The following is a 15,479-nucleotide window of genomic DNA, read 5'->3' as shown; positions in this document are numbered from 1 at the left end:
TCGGGCCAGCCGTTCGCTACTTGTCCGACCCAGCCGTGAGGCCGCCCACGATGTACTTCTGCAGGTAGAGGAACAACGCCATCACCGGCAGGGCGGCCAGCACTGCCCCGGCCGAAAAAGCACTCCAGTCGGCGTAGTTCGGATTGGACACCAGCCGGTACAGCCCAACGGCGAGGGTCTGCTTGTCCGGGTCGATCAGCAGCACGCTGGCGACCACGAAATCGTTCGTCGTCGCGATGAACGACAGTAGCCCCACCACCGCCAGAATCGGGGCGACGAGTCGCAGAATGATCGTGAAAAAGATACGAGCGTGACTGGCCCCGTCGATCTTGGCGGCCTCATCGATCGATGCGGGAATGGTGTTGAAGAACCCGTACATGAGGTACGTGTTCACGCTGAGAGCTCCGCCCAGGTACACCATGATCAGCCCGATCTGCGTGTTCAGGCCGATTGCCGGGAAGAGATCACTGATCGTGCTCATCACCAGAAAGATCGCAACGACGGCGAGCAGCTGCGGAAACATCTGCACGAGCACGAGGGTGAGCAGCCCCACGCGGCGACCGGTGAAGCGCATGCGCGAAAAAGAATATGCCGCGAGGGCGCCGAGGAACACGGTGAGGATCGCCGTCGTCGCAGCGATGACGATGGTGTTGCCGAACCACAATGCAAAGGGGGCTTCGGGCGTGCTGAGAATACGAGCGTAGGCATCGAAGCCGATGCGCGAGAACAACTGGTTCGATCCGGTGAGGGTGCCTTGCGGATTGAGCGACGCCGACAGCACATACAGCAGCGGAAAGCCGGAGAACACGACCATGACGATGCCCACCAGGTGACGCCAGCCGGTGCGAGCAAACCAGCGCCGAAGTGTGAACGGACGTTTGAGCGGGATTACCCGCGTGGCCCCGTCGACAGACATCATCGGTTCAACTCCTCGAGTGCCTTGGTCTTGCGGAACGCGACCACGGAGATGACCGCAACCAGAATGAAGATGATGATCGAAAATGCGCTGGCGAGTCCGTAATCGCGCGCTTGACCGGTGAACGCGACCTTGTACACCATCGAGATCAGGATGTCGGTGGCCCCGACGTTCACATCGGCCGCGGCATCGCGCGGCCCGCCGCCGGTGAGCATGTAAATGAGATTGAAATTGTTGAAGTTGAAGGCGAACGATGCGATGAGCAGGGGGGCAACGGAGACGAGGAGCAGTGGCAGCTTGATCAGCCGGAACACCGCCCAGGGCTTGGCACCGTCGACCGTGGCCGCTTCTTCCAGCTCTGCCGGAATGGATTGCAGCGCTCCGGTGCAGACCAGGAACATGTACGGGAAGCCAAGCCACAGATTCACCACGAGAACGCTGATCTTGGCCAACCACGCATTGGTCAGCCACGGAATCTCAGCGCCGCCGAGTAGAACCTGGTTTACAAAGCCGAAGCTTTCGCTGAGCATTCCAGCCCAGACCAGCGCGGACAGGAACGCGGGAAAAGCGTACGGCAAGATCATGGCGACACGATAAAACTTACGGCCCTTCATGCGCATGTCGTTGAATACGATCGCGAGGAAAAGCCCGAGGAAGAACGTGGTCGCGACCGACAGCGTGGCGAAGGTGATGGTCCACAGGGTCACGCTGATCAGCGGGGTACGGATGCCTTCCTCGGTGAACGCGCGGGCGAAGTTGTCGAATCCCACGTTGATGCGCCAGCCCGGCAGCATCTCCTCGCCAGTTGCGGAAACAAACGCGCCGTCACCGGTGTCGGTGAAGATGGTGCCGGTTTTGGCATCCGTCATCGTGTCGGCCTGCTCGTCGTAGACGAGGGAGGAGAGATACAGGTACGCGCTACTCCCGTCGTTGGTGCGCAGGGCGCCGTCGTTCGGATCATCGGAGAACGGCACCGCCAGGGCCGTGATTTCGGTGGTGCGCGACAGGATGTCCTGAAAGCTGAGGGTCGTGTAGCCGGTGAGGCCGACGCCCTCGCCGCCGTCGATGGTGGCGTTGTTGACTTGGGACAGTGGGCTGTCGGCCGAACCGAGGCTGACCTCACCGTTGGGGTCGGTGACCAGAAAGCTCAGGGTGCCGAATTGGTCGAGTACCGTCACCGCGTAGGTGGGGGAGTCGGGCACACGCTCCTGGGCGCTGCTCATCAGCGCCGAGATGGCCTGCGCCTTGTCGCTGTTGTGCCCGGTGCTGTAGTTGGTGAAGCCGATGTAGGCCGTGTAACCGACCACGAAGATTTGGAACACGACGAGAAAGATGACGCCGGGGGTGAGGTACTTGGCCGGTAGCTTGCCGGGCGTGAAATAGATCCAGTTGACGACCAGAGTGACCGCGGCGACGAGCCCGAAGATGATCCACTGCTGCTGAAGGAACAGGATGAACAATCCGTAGAGGGCGATCGCGTCTACGATGCCGAGGAGCGTGATTTTGATCAGGATGGTTTTGAGGCCGCCGGACGCCGCCTCGGCGATCATCGCGGCGCGGTGGTGACGCTTCGACGGTTTCGTTGTGCTGGCATCGGTGTCATCGGTGCGCATAGTTCTGCTTTCAAACGGTGAACGGGTATCTGGCTTGTGGCCGCCGGACGGGCGGCCACAAGCCATTGGGGTAGCGCGGGAACGTACGCTTTCTAGCCGATGGCGCCCTGCACGTCGGCGGCCAGTTTCTGCCATGTGACGGTCGGATCTTCACCGTTGATGATGGCGGCCTGGGCGATTCCCCAGAACTGCCAGACCTGGCCCATGGCAGGGATGGCGGGCATCGGCACGGCTTGAGCGCCTACGGCAGCGAAGCCGGCAACCACGGGATCGGTCGAGGCAGCTTCAACGGATGCCTTCAGCGCGGGAAGCACCTGTCCTGACTCGAACAATGCCGTCTGTACTTCTTCGGTAGCCATGTAGTTGACCAGAAAGTCGTTGGCGGCGACCTTGTTGGCGCTCTGCTCGCTGATGAAGAATCCCTTGACGCCGGCGAAGGGAGCCGCAGTACCCGTTGACGGAGCGGCGATCGGGTCGACGGCGAGATTGATGCCGGCCTCGAGCGCAGCGCCGACGTTCCACGGTCCAGTCAGCCAGAAGGCCGCGTCGCCGGAAGTGAACGCGGTCTTGGCGATGTCACCGGTGATCTCGGTGTTGAACACCCCGGTACCGTTTTTGCCTTGGCTGGCGAGCCAGCTCGCGAACGCCTCGCCGCCGGCATTGCCGATCTCGAGCTTTGTGGCGTCGTAACCACCGGAAGCGTTGGTGCCGAAGACCGGAGCGCCGAAGGAGGTTTCGAATGGGTACAGGTGATACGGGTTACCGTCAACACCCTGCTCGACGAGGAACGGGTAGGTGACCCCGGCGGCCGTGCCTTTGGCGATCATGTCCTCGTAGGAGCTGGCCGCCTCGGGGACGAGGTCCGCGTTGCGCAACAGGGCGAGGTTCTCGACGGCATAGGGCAGCTCGTACACCTGGCCGTCGTAGGTGGACGCTGTGATGGCGACGGGGAGAAAATCGTCGGCCTTGTCGCCGAGTTCGATCGGGCTCACGACCCCATTGGTGACCAGTTCGCCAAGCCAGTCGTGGGCGCCCATGGTGATGTCGGGACCCTTGCCAGTGGGTACCTGCTGAATGAAATCGTCCTTGAGAGTGGCGTTGTCTTTCGAAACGAGATCGACCTCGACACCGGTTTTTTCGGTGTAAGCGGCCGCGGCGGGTTTCAGGGCCTCGACTCGTTCGGCGTCAACCCACACGGTCAAGGTGTTGGTAGACGAGTTGTCACTGTTGGTGTTATCGGACGACGCGGGGGAGCATCCGGCCAGGGCCAGAGATGCGACGACCGCGAGAGCGCCGACTCGGAGCAGGTTCTTGGTATTCACCGTCATTGGTGTGGAGCCTTTCGCAAAATAGTGCCTGCAGCGGTGCAGACCGGCTATGACCGGCTCGTTTTGCAAGCGATTGCACAACGAGCCTGCACTGAGGTTAGTCCAAAATCGGGTTAATTAGGTCACAAAATGACAACAAACTAACCGTCACTCGCATCGGGGGCGAATCATATTGCAATCGCTTGCAGTGTCTATAAAATGTGTAACATATTAACTGCGCCACCAACGAGGGCGGCACGTTTGAGGACTTCATGATCAATATTGCAGACGTCGCGCGTCACGCCGGAGTATCCACGGCCACCGTGTCACGGGCGCTCAGCGGCGGTCATCACGTGTCGCCAGCCACCCGCCTGCGCGTCGAGGCATCCGCTACGCACCTGGGGTATGTCGTGTCGTCGAACGCGTCCAGCCTGGCGTCCGGGCGCATGAAGAATATCGGCGTGGTCGTGCCGTTTTTAAATCACTGGTTTTTCGCGAGTGTCGTCGAAGGCGCCCAACAAGCGCTGCAACGCCACGGGTACGACCTCACTCTCTACAACCTCACCGGCGGACTCGAAGCTCGCCGCAGCGTCTTCGAACACTTTCTGCTGCGTCAGCGAGTGGATGCTGTCATCGCGGTTTCACTCGAGCTCACCGAAAACGAGGTGGCCCGGTTGCACGCTTTGAACAAGCCCCTCGTGGGCGTCGGCGGTCCGCTGGCCGGCGTGCGCACGCTCACCGTAGACGATCTCGCCGTCGCCCGTCTCGCGACGGAGCACCTCATTGCACTCGGCCATACCCGCATCGCGCACATCGGTGGTGACAAGGCATTCGATCTGGATTTCAACCTGCCGACCAACCGGCGCTTCGGCTACGAGGCCGCCCTCGTGGCCGCGGGAATTGAGGCGCGCCGCGATGATTTTCGTCCGGCCGATTTCACCACTGCCGGGGGCTATCAGGCGGCCAAGCAGTTACTTGGGCGGCCGCACGAACGCCCGACCGCCATCTTTGCCGCCTCCGACGAAATGGCCATCGGCAGTATTCTGGCCGCGCGCGACCTTGGCCTCGCCGTGCCAGGGGACGTATCGGTGATCGGTGTCGACGACCATGAACTGGCAGCTTTTTTCGGGCTCAGCACCGTGGCACAGTTTCCGCAACAGCAGGGCGAGAAGGCCGTGGAGGTGCTCATGGAAGAACTCCGACCGCACCCGGAGTCGCGCACTGGGCTCAATATCAACATGCCGTTCGAACTCATCGTGCGGGGCAGTACGGCTCGTCCAGCAATGTAACCTGCACCACGGTTTTACCCCCGCTGCAGCTGTTTGGCGGGCTTGGGCCTAGTCCACTGCGCTCTGGTATTTCGTGCACGGCGCCCAGCGGGCAGCGGCGTAGTCGACGCGGTAGACGGCATCCGTTGTCGCCTTATCCTTGACCACGCAGAGCAGCGGCGTGTGCTCGGCCTCGTAGTGCGGCAGCGCCTGGGCCTCGTGCCCGATCGGCGGATGCCCGCCGGCGCGAATCACCCGCCACCACGCCACGTCAGAGCCAGAGCGAGCCATGACTTGGCCGACAGCGCGGGCGGCACGGGAGCCGAGCTCCGCCGCCACTGCACCATACGTCATCACACGACCCGCCGGGATGGACTCAACCACGCCGAGCACCCGCGAGACGAAGTCATCGGGCTCCGGCGTGGCCATGCGCAGACTGAACGCGGCTCAGAGCTTCAGTGAACCGATGACCTCGCCGTACTGGGTCTCGCCGACGTCGACGAAGCCCAGGCGGTGGAAGAAGGCCTCCGGGCCGTCGGCGCCGGGCTCCCAGATGACGTTGACGTGATCGAAACCACGATCGCGGGCTTCAGCGGCCAGCGCCTCGGCGGCGAATTTGCCAACGCCCTGACCCTGGGTCTCAGCGTTGACGTTGATGCGCCAGATGCAGGCGCGAAACTCTTCGTGCTCGGAGTTAGGGTCGAAGTTGCCGTGGATGAACCCGGCGACGACGCCGCCGAGAAGTACCACGCGCTGCCACGATGTGGCTGGGTTGATCACCGAAGCGGCAACGGAATACGAGACCGGTGCAATGAATTGCTCCTGGCCCGGCTTCAGGCTCAGGTTGTTGGCCGCAACGATGTTGCGTGCGGATAGTTCTTCCAGCGTCAGCTCACCCATGTGATCAGGCTAACGTGCGCCCGGGGTCGCCGGTAGTCGATCAAAGCTTCGGTACCCGCAATTCACTCGCAAATTTATCTCGATGTCAAGATAGTTGTGAGTTTCTAGTAAGCTCGTCGATGGTCGTGACGGCCACACTGAACAAAGAGGAGAAATTTTTGTCGAAGATCAAGGTTGAGGGAACAGTTGTCGAACTCGATGGCGACGAGATGACCCGCATCATCTGGCACGCCATCAAAGAAACGCTCATTCACCCGTACCTCGATATTGACCTCGAGTACTACGACCTCTCGATTCAGAAGCGCGATGAAACCAACGACCAGGTCACGATCGACGCCGCCCACGCCATTCAGAAGCACGGCGTCGGGGTGAAGTGCGCGACCATCACCCCCGACGAAGCCCGAGTGGAAGAGTTCGGCCTCAAGAAGATGTGGCTCTCGCCGAACGGCACCATCCGCAACATCCTCGGCGGCACCATCTTTCGTGAACCGATCGTCATTTCCAACATCCCGCGCCTGGTGCCGGGCTGGAACAAGCCGATTATCATCAGCCGCCACGCCTACGGCGACCAGTACAAAGCCACCAACTTTCGTTTCAAGGGCAAGGGCACGCTCAGCATGACCTTCACGCCGCAGGACGGCAGCGAGCCGTCGACGTTCGAGGTATTCGAGTCCCCTGGCGACGGCGTCGCCATGGGCATGTACAACCTCGACTCGTCGATCACCGACTTCGCTCGCGCCACCCTGGCCTACGGCCTCGAGCGCAACGTGCCGGTCTTTCTCTCGACCAAGAACACCATCCTCAAGGCCTACGACGGTCGGTTCAAAGACATCTTCCAGGACATCTTCGACGCCGAGTTCAAAACCGCCTATGAAGCGGCCGGCCTCAGCTACGAGCACCGCTTGATCGACGACATGGTCGCCTCAGCCATGAAGTGGGAGGGCGGTTACCTCTGGGCCTGCAAGAACTACGACGGCGACGTTCAGTCCGACACCGTCGCCCAGGGCTTCGGCTCGCTCGGCCTCATGACCAGCGTGCTCTCCACCCCCGACGGCAAGATCGTCGAAGCGGAAGCCGCCCATGGCACTGTGACACGTCACTATCGCCAGCACCAGCTCGGCAAGCCCACGTCGACCAACCCGATCGCGTCGATCTACGCCTGGACCCGCGGACTGTCGCACCGCGCGAAGCTCGACAACAACGCGGCCCTGGCTGAGTTCGCGTTGACCCTCGAAGACGTCGTGATCAAGACCGTCGAAAGCGGCAAGATGACCAAGGACCTCGCGCTTCTGGTCGGCCCCGACCAGGGCTACCAAACCACCGAAGAGTTCCTCGCCTCGCTCGCCGAGAACCTGCAGACCCGCCTGGCGTAAGCGCGGGTAGCAGTAGCACTCAAGGCCCTGACCAGTCCTGGTCGGGGCCTTTGTGCATTTGCGAGTGGATGCCGGTCGCGGATGTATCCGGGTGGGGGACGGAGCGGCGGCGTCGGCCGCTGCCGAAACGCGCGAAAAAACGGACAGACCGGGACACCCAGCAGTAGACAGACCGGTCTGATTCGGGAGCTTAGAACGACCCGGACTGTGCACTCGCCCAGGTAACGATCGTGTTACCGAGCAATCTGCGCACTGTACGGGGGCTGAGCTCGTGCGATACGTTCACGATCACGCTCTGCCCCCAACTGCGGCAAAGCGGCCAGCGCACTCCGATCGGATTGGACACGCACGTGAAATCACACTTCAGGCGAATCGCACTCCCGCCCGAAAGCCCGCATTTCGCTCCTCGCTTCGCCACCTACCAACCACTCGCGCAGCCCCGGGGACGCGGAGTGATGGCGCTCGGTGTCACCATGACCCTGGTCGCCGCCAGCGCCCTCGTTGGCGTCAGCGGCGCCGCAGCCGCCCCGATGGCCCCGGGCCTTGGCGGTAGCATCGGCGCCGGCATCGCCGCATCGGCCACCGACTTCACCGATGGTCGCTACATTGTGACCCTGGCCGACGATGCTGTCGCCACCTACACCGGAGGGGTTTACGGGTTCGCCCCGACCACCCCGGATGCCGGCGCCCGCCTCGACCCGCGCAGTCGCGCCTCGGCGAGCTATTCCGGCTACCTAAGTGGCAAGCAGAAGAAGGTGGCGGCATCCGTTGATGCCACGATCGACTACTCCTACACGCTCGCCCTCAACGGGTTCGCCGCCGAACTGACCGCCGAGCAGGCCGCGGCGCTCTCAGCCGAGAAAGACGTCGTGGCCATCACCCCCGACGAGCTCAAGCACGTGACAGCGACCCCGTCGACCGACTTTCTCGGACTCTCCGGCGATGACGGCGTCTGGGCCAACACCGGCGGCACCGATACCGCGGGCGCGGGCGTCGTCATCGGTGTGCTCGATACCGGCCTCGCACCGGAGAACCCCTCCTTTGCCGGTGACGCGCTCGGCAGCACGGCCGGCAGCGCTCCCTACCTCGACGGTGACACGATCACCATGACCAAGAGCGACGGCGCCACCTTCACCGGCGAGTGCGTCACCGGGGTGCAGTTTGCCCCGAGCGACTGCAGCACCAAGATTGTTGGTGCGCGCTACTTCGTGACCGGCTTCGGAGCCGATCGTATCGGCTTTGCCGACACCGGCGAATACCTTTCACCGCGGGATGGCAACGGCCATGGCTCGCACACCGCAAGCACCGCCGGCGGCAACCACGACGTGGCCGCGATCATCAGCGGACTCGACTACGGACTCATCTCCGGTGTCGCCCCGGCGGCGAAGATCGCCGCCTACAAGGTGTGCTGGTCCGGCCCCGACCCGACGCGGTCCACCGACGACGGCTGCGCCACCTCCGACCTGCTGGCCGGCATCAACCAGGCGGTCGCCGACAACGTCGACGTGCTGAACTACTCGATCGGCGGTGGAGCGGCCGACACTACGGTCTCCCCGACCGACCAGGCTTTCCTCGGCGCCGCTGCCGCCGGCATCTTCGTGGCGGCCTCGGCCGGCAACTCCGGTCCCGGTGCGTCCACGCTCGACAATGCCGCCCCGTGGATCACCACGGTCGCCGCGAGCACCATCCCCGGCTACGAAGCCACCGCGACCTTCGGCGACGGCACAGCATACGCGGGCGGATCGATCTCGGTTGACCGTACCCCGGGCGCTACCCCGCTGGCCGCTCCGCTCGTGCGTGGTGACCTCGTCGCCGTCGCCGGCCACGACCCGGCTGATGCCCGGCTCTGCGGCCCCGATTCGCTCGATGCCGCGCAAGTTGCCGGCGTCATCGTGTTCTGTGAACGCGGTGTCTATGGCCGGGTAGCAAAATCGGCCGAGGTACTGAGAGCCGGTGGCATCGGCATGCTCCTGGTGAACCGCGTGCCCGGCTCGGTCGACACCGACGAGCACGCCGTACCCACCGTTCACCTCGACGCCCCGTACTGGGACGCGGCGTTTGGCTACGCGGGCAGCGCCGGTGCATCCGTCGTGTTCACCGATGGCAACACCACCAGCTACACACCGCCGACTCCGCAGGTGGCCGGGTTCTCCTCCCGCGGACCGGTACTCGCCGACGGCAGTGACATTCTCAAGCCCGACGTGACCGCGCCCGGTGTGGCCATCGTCGCCGACGGTCCCAACGCCCAAGATGGCCCGCCGACCTGGCAGTTCCTCTCGGGTACATCGATGTCGAGTCCGCAGATTGCCGGACTCGCCGCGCTGTACCTCGGTGAACGACCACTCGCCACTCCGGGCGAGATCAAGTCGGCCCTGATGACGAGCGCCTACGACACGGTCGACTCTAACGGCATCGCCGTCACGGACCCGTTCACCCAGGGGGCCGGCCACGTCGACCCGACAGAGATGTTCGAACCGGGCCTGCTCTACCTGAACGACACAGCGGACTGGTACTCCTACATTCAAGGCATCGGCTATGACGTCGGCGCCGACCCGGTGGACCCGAGCAACCTCAACCTGGCCTCCATCGCGATCGGGTCACTGACCGCGCCGGAAACCATCACCCGCACCGTCACGAGCACCGAGGCCGCCACCTTCACCGCCCAGCCGGTAACGGTGCCGGGCATCGACGCCGTGGTCTCGCCCAGCACCCTGAGCTTTGGTGCCGCGGGTGAATCGGCCAGTTACACCGTCACCTTCACCCGAACGGATGCACCGCTCGACGAGTTCTCGACCGGCTCGCTCAACTGGGTGAGCGGCGCGGGCACTGTTGTGCACAGCCCCGTTGCCATCCAACCGGTGACGCTCGTCGCCCCCGCCACCGCGGACGGCACCGGGGTGGATGGTTCGGTCGACGTGTCGATCACCCCCGGGGCCACCGGGGACGTGGCACTCAACCTGATCGGCCTCGCGGCCGGGCTGCACCAGAGCGACGCCGCCGACCCGTCAAGCCCGACCACTGGAACCGGCACCGCCGGCGAGGAGTTCCGCTACCAGGTCGAGGTGCCCGAGGGTACCGAGCTCGCCCGGTTCGACCTCGATGCGCTCGATGAGACCGCCGATCTCGACCTGATTGTTTATCGCCTGGACGGCGACGGCGGCGCTCCGGTCGCCGGCTGGCAGTCCGCGACCGGATCGGCCGATGAACGGATCGACCTGGTCTCTCCGGAGGCCGGGTTCTACCAGGTGATCGCGTCGGTCTACAGCGGAACGACGGCGTTCGACGTCAACACCTACTCGGTGCTCGCCGGTGCCAATGCTGGGTCGTTCGCGGCCGACCCGCCGGTCATTTTGGGCCAGCAGGGCGTTACGGCAACGTACGCGCTGTCCTGGTCTGGCTTGACGCCCGAGACCGGGTATCTCGGGCTCGTCGGCTATGGCACCAGCTCGGTGTCAACGGTCGTGTCGGTCGAAAGCGGAGCAGCGCCCGACCCGGAGGCACCCGTGAACACGGCCCTGCCGTCGATCGAGGGCACCGCGGTGGTAGGCCAGAAATTGACCGCCGATCCCGGTCTGTGGGATGTCGCCGGGGTGGAGTACTCCTTTCAATGGCAGGCCGATGGTCGCGATGTAAAGAAGGCCACCAAAGCCGACTACACGCCGACCAACTCACTCGGCGGCACGATGCTCACCGTGGTCGTGACGGCACGGGCCGACGGGTTGCCGGCAGGCACGGCCACCTCGGCCGGGGTCGTTGTGAGGTACGGTGCCACGGTTGACCTCAAGATCGATTCGAGGGCCAATCCGCACTCGACGGGCGTGAAATTCGAGGTGTCGGTGCAGACCGACGCCCCGCGCTCAGTACAGCCTAAGACGGTGCAGGTTCTGGTCGATGACCAGAGCTACGAGATCGCCCTCGATCAGATGGGTCGGGGGTCGCTCACCCTGACCGACCTCAACCGCGGCACCTACACGGTGACCGCGGAGTATGCGGGCAGCGACCTCGTGGCCGCGGCGACGAGCAAGCCGCGCACGCTGACTGTGCGGTAGCTGGGGCGAGGGCCAGGCGCGCGCCGCAGCATCCGTTTCGAAGCGGATGCTGCGGTGCGTTTGCGGTGCGCGCCAACGCGCACCGCTGCCGGACGTACCTGCGGAATGCCCCTATCCGCAGGGCGGTCAGCGCGCTACGGTCACCAGCGAACTGTCCCGCGCATCGGAACAGCGAACCGTTCCTGCTGTGGAACGAGACCACCTCGCACCCTTATCGGATTGGACACCAACGTGAGTTCTTTCTTTAGGCGCACGATGTCTGCGCCGGATTCAGCGCTGAACCCGGCGCCAACATCCCGCACACGTCGCCGCGCCACAATTGCGGCCACCGTCACCCTCGCTCTGGTGGGCGCTTCAGTACTCGTCGGCGGCACCCTGCCCGCCGGCGCTGCCCCCGCTGCGACCGGCCTGTTCGGCAGCATCGCCGCTCCCGGCGGACAACGGATGGACTTCACCGCCGGACGCTACATCGTGACCCTCAGCAACCAGGCTGTCGCGCTGTACCAGGGTGGGATCAACGGTTTCTCGGCGACCATGCCGGATGCCGGAGCCAAGCTCGACGCGCAAAGCCGCTCGGCCGAGACCTACAAGGACTATCTCACCCGACTGCAGAGTGAGGTAGCAGCATCCGTCGACGCCACGGTGGCGTATTCCTACACGCTCGCGGTGAACGGATTCGCCGCTCAGCTGACCGGCAAACAGGCGGCAGCCCTCGCTATCAAGAAGAACGTGGTGTCGGTTGTGCCCGACGCCCTCCGTCACGTGACCGCCGAGTCATCGACCGACTTTTTGCGGCTGAGCGGGCCGACCGGACTGTGGTCCAAGCTGGGTGGATCGAGTGAGGCAGGCAAGGGCGTGGTGATCGGCGTGCTCGACACCGGCATCGCCCCGGAAAACCCCTCCTTTGCCGGCTCATCGCTCGGCACGACACCCGGCGATGAGCCGTGGCTCGATGGCGACACGATCACCATGAACAAAGCCGACGGGACCACCTTTACCGGCACCTGTCAGACGGGTGAACAGTTCACAGCGGATGCCTGCAGCACCAAGGTGATCGGCGCGCGTTACTTTCTCGACGGCTTCGGCGCCGGCCAGATCGGCGACGCGTCAACGGGTGAATATGTCTCCCCGCGCGATGGTGACGGTCACGGTTCGCACACCGCGAGCACCGCCGGCGGAAACGTCGACGTTGCCGCGAATCTGAACGGCGTCGACTTCGGTAACATTTCCGGTGTGGCTCCGGCCGCCAAGATCGCCGCCTACAAGGTGTGCTGGTCCGGCCCCGACAACTCGGTCACGACCGATGACGGATGCACGGACACCGATATTCTGCGTGCCATCGACCAGGCCATCTCCGACGGCGTCGACGTGATCAACTACTCGATCGGCGGCGGCCCGGCCCAGACTACGTTCTCACCCACCGGCCAGGCCTTCCTCGGGGCGGCGGCAGCTGGCATCTTCGTGGCCGCTTCTGCCGGCAATGCCGGACCCACGCCGTCGACCCTCGACAACGCATCACCGTGGATCACCACGGTCGCTGCGAGCACGATCCCGTCCTACGAGGCGACGGCCACTCTGGGTGACGGCTCGCAATACGTCGGTGCCTCGATCACCGTTGACCGCACGCCGGGAGCCACCGCGCTCTCCGGTGATCTCGTGCGCGCCGACCTCGTATCGGTGAACGGCTTCGACCCGGCCGACGCGCTGCTCTGCGCGCCGGATTCACTCGACCCGGTCAAGGTGGCCGGCGCAATTGTGTTCTGCCAGCGCGGCGTCTACGACCGAGTGGCCAAGTCGGCCGAGGTGCTTCGGGCCGGCGGCAGCGGAATGCTGCTGGTCAACCGCACACCGGCTGACGTGGACACCGATGAGCACTCGGTGCCGAGCGTCCACCTGGACGCGAACGCCTTCGATCCGGTCTTCGCGTACTCGGCAACAGATGGCGCAACGGTCACGTTCACTCCCGACAACAGCACCGCCACGCAGACTCCGGTGCCCCAGGTGGCCGGGTTCTCCTCTCGTGGACCGGTTACCGCCGACGGTGGCGACCTGCTCAAGCCCGATATCGCCGCGCCCGGTGTCAGCATCCTGGCCGACGGCGCCAACGCGGCCGGGGCCGACCCGACGTTCGAGTTTCTGTCGGGTACCTCCATGGCCAGCCCGCATATCGCCGGTCTCGCCGCGCTCATTCTGGGCTTTCGGCCGCTCGCGACTCCGTCCGAGATCAAATCAGTCATGATGACGACCGCGAAGGACACGGTCGACGCCAACGGTGACCGGGTGACCGACCCGTTCGCGCAGGGTGCTGGGCAGGTCAATCCCTCGTCCTTCGACTTTCCGGGCCTGGTCTACCAGAGCGGCCCGGCCGACTGGCTGGCCTACCTGCAGGGAATCGGATTCGACGCCGGCGTAGAGCCGATCGATGCGAGCAACCTGAACCTGCCGTCGATTCAGATCGGAGCGTTGACCGCGCCCGAGACGATCACCCGCACGGTCACCGCAGTGCGGGTCGGCACCTACACGGCCCTGCCGATCGTGATTCCCGGCATCAACGCTGTCGTTTCGCCGGCCGAGATGACGTTCGGCGCGGTCGGTGAGAAGCAGAGTTACACGGTGACGTTCACTCGAACGGATGCTCCGCTCGACGTGTACACGACCGGCGCGCTGGACTGGGGCTTCGGAAACGGTGGCTCGGGTGACCCGGGCGACTTCTTCGACGTCGTGCACAGCCCAATCGCCATTCGTCCGGTCACTGTCGTCGCCCCGACCGAGGTGGCTGGCGCCGGAGTGGACGGTACGGTCGACGTGACCGTGGCCCCAGGTGGTTCAGAGCCAGTGGCGCTGAACCTCGCCGGCCTCGCCAACGGAGTACATCAGAACAACGCCGACGACCCGTCCAGCCCGCACACCAATATGGGCACGACCGGCGATCAGTTCACCTACGAGGTGGAGATTCAGGAAGGCCGGCTGGCCCGGTTCGATCTGAACGCCGTCGATGATTCAACCGACCTCGACCTGTTCGTGCTGTTGCTCGACGGCCCCGGTGGCGACCCGGTTGCCGGCTGGCAGTCGGCCACCGGGTCGGCCGACGAGCACGTCGACCTGAACGACCCCGAGGCCGGTTTCTACCAGGTGGTCGTTGACGTGTTCTCCGGTTCGACCGCGTTCGATGTGAACACCTTCTCGGTCTCGTCGGGGGAGCCCAGCAATGGATTCACAGCGACCCCGCCCGCGATCCAGGGACCGCAGGGCGTTCCGATCACGTATACGCTGAGCTGGGCCGGCCTCGTGCCGAACACGCCGTACCTCGGTGTGGTCGACTATGGCGACAGCGCTGCGTCGACGATCCTCACCGTGGCTGCCAGCCAGGGCGGCCAAACGGATGCCCCGGTGAACACGGTGGCGCCCATCGTGTCGGGTACGGCAGAGATCGGGTCGGTACTGACCGCTGACCCCGGCCAGTGGAACACCGAGGGCCTCGCCTTCGGCTACCAGTGGCAGAGCAACGGCGTCGACATCGCCCGTGCTGCCTCGGCGACCTTCACACCGACCAAGGCGCTCGCCGGAACCACATTGACCGTGGTGGTGACCGCCACGGTACCCGGCGGGCCGAGTACCACGGCGACGTCGGCCGGGGTCGTCGTGAAGTATGCCGCGAAGGTAGCCCTGAGTATCAACCACCGGGCCGTCTTCTTCTCCAGCCGGGTCACGGTGTCCGTTACGGTCAGCAGCAAGGGTGCGGTCGGCGACATGGCGACCGTGACAGTCGATAAGCGCCGGTTCACCGTGGCGCTCGACGCAAATGGGCGCGGCAGCATCACGCTGCCGAAGCTCGGTCGTGGCCTGTACAAGGTCGTCGGGCACTACGCCGGCAACGACGTGGTCGCCGCCGCGACGAGCCCGGCGCGTTCCCTGCTGATCGTGCGGTAGTCCCGCCGCTTACCCGCACCCCGGGCCCCGTCTCTCTCTGGACGGGGCCCGGGCCCCGTCCGTGGGCCCAGGTTAGAAACTGGGCCGGTGGTCAAAAGGTGGGCCCGGGCTCGGCACGGGGCG

At 64.7% G+C, this 15,479-nt stretch carries 9 protein-coding genes; 4 read left to right on the top strand and 5 right to left on the bottom strand.

Going from position 1 to position 15,479, the window contains the following annotated elements:
- Window positions 1-16: 16 nt before the first annotated feature.
- The 3 genes from E3T27_RS11530 to E3T27_RS11520 form a co-directional block, all read right to left on the bottom strand.
- Window positions 17-919, bottom strand: a complete 903-nt coding sequence (locus E3T27_RS11530; protein WP_369831177.1) for a sugar ABC transporter permease — start codon at window positions 917-919, stop codon at window positions 17-19.
- Complete coding sequence (locus tag E3T27_RS11525) at window positions 916-2,529, bottom strand: ABC transporter permease subunit (protein ID WP_104198396.1); 1,614 nt, start codon at window positions 2,527-2,529, stop codon at window positions 916-918. The genes E3T27_RS11530 and E3T27_RS11525 overlap by 4 nt, the downstream gene beginning before the upstream one ends.
- 92 nt (window positions 2,530-2,621) lie before the next feature.
- Window positions 2,622-3,857 (bottom strand): sugar ABC transporter substrate-binding protein, encoded by a 1,236-nt coding sequence (locus E3T27_RS11520; protein WP_104198395.1) that lies wholly within the window; start codon window positions 3,855-3,857, stop codon window positions 2,622-2,624.
- 251 nt (window positions 3,858-4,108) lie between these two features.
- On the opposite strand from E3T27_RS11520, the gene E3T27_RS11515 reads away from it, so the two are divergent.
- Window positions 4,109-5,125 (top strand): LacI family DNA-binding transcriptional regulator, encoded by a 1,017-nt coding sequence (locus E3T27_RS11515; RefSeq protein WP_134572878.1) that lies wholly within the window; start codon window positions 4,109-4,111, stop codon window positions 5,123-5,125.
- Between the two features lie 48 nt (window positions 5,126-5,173).
- On the opposite strand, the gene E3T27_RS11510 is transcribed toward E3T27_RS11515, so the two are convergent.
- Together E3T27_RS11510 and E3T27_RS11505 are read right to left on the bottom strand one after the other, a co-directional pair.
- Window positions 5,174-5,533: an MGMT family protein gene (locus E3T27_RS11510; protein WP_134572876.1), complete on the bottom strand. Its 360-nt coding sequence runs from the start codon at window positions 5,531-5,533 to the stop codon at window positions 5,174-5,176.
- 18 nt (window positions 5,534-5,551) lie between these two features.
- Window positions 5,552-6,004: a GNAT family N-acetyltransferase gene (locus tag E3T27_RS11505; protein WP_104198392.1), complete on the bottom strand. Its 453-nt coding sequence runs from the start codon at window positions 6,002-6,004 to the stop codon at window positions 5,552-5,554.
- 158 nt (window positions 6,005-6,162) lie between these two features.
- Here E3T27_RS11505 and E3T27_RS11500 point away from each other — a divergent pair, with 158 nt between their 5' ends.
- The 3 genes from E3T27_RS11500 (at window position 6,163) to E3T27_RS11490 (ending at window position 15,356) form a co-directional block, all read left to right on the top strand.
- On the top strand, window positions 6,163-7,377 hold the full coding sequence (locus E3T27_RS11500; RefSeq protein ID WP_104198517.1) for an NADP-dependent isocitrate dehydrogenase: 1,215 nt from the start codon (window positions 6,163-6,165) through the stop codon (window positions 7,375-7,377).
- A gap of 350 nt (window positions 7,378-7,727) precedes the next feature.
- Window positions 7,728-11,426, top strand: a complete 3,699-nt coding sequence (locus tag E3T27_RS11495) for a S8 family serine peptidase (RefSeq protein ID WP_241992227.1) — start codon at window positions 7,728-7,730, stop codon at window positions 11,424-11,426.
- 255 nt (window positions 11,427-11,681) lie between these two features.
- Complete coding sequence (locus tag E3T27_RS11490) at window positions 11,682-15,356, top strand: S8 family serine peptidase (RefSeq protein WP_134572872.1); 3,675 nt, start codon at window positions 11,682-11,684, stop codon at window positions 15,354-15,356.
- The last annotated feature ends 123 nt before the right edge of the window (window positions 15,357-15,479 follow it).

The sequence above is a fragment of the Cryobacterium lyxosi genome (assembly GCF_004403345.1).
GTDB classification, from domain to species: Bacteria; Actinomycetota; Actinomycetes; order Actinomycetales; family Microbacteriaceae; genus Cryobacterium; species Cryobacterium lyxosi.
The sequence above is the reverse complement of the archived record's forward strand: the minus strand, read 5'-3'. Positions and strand labels throughout refer to the sequence as shown.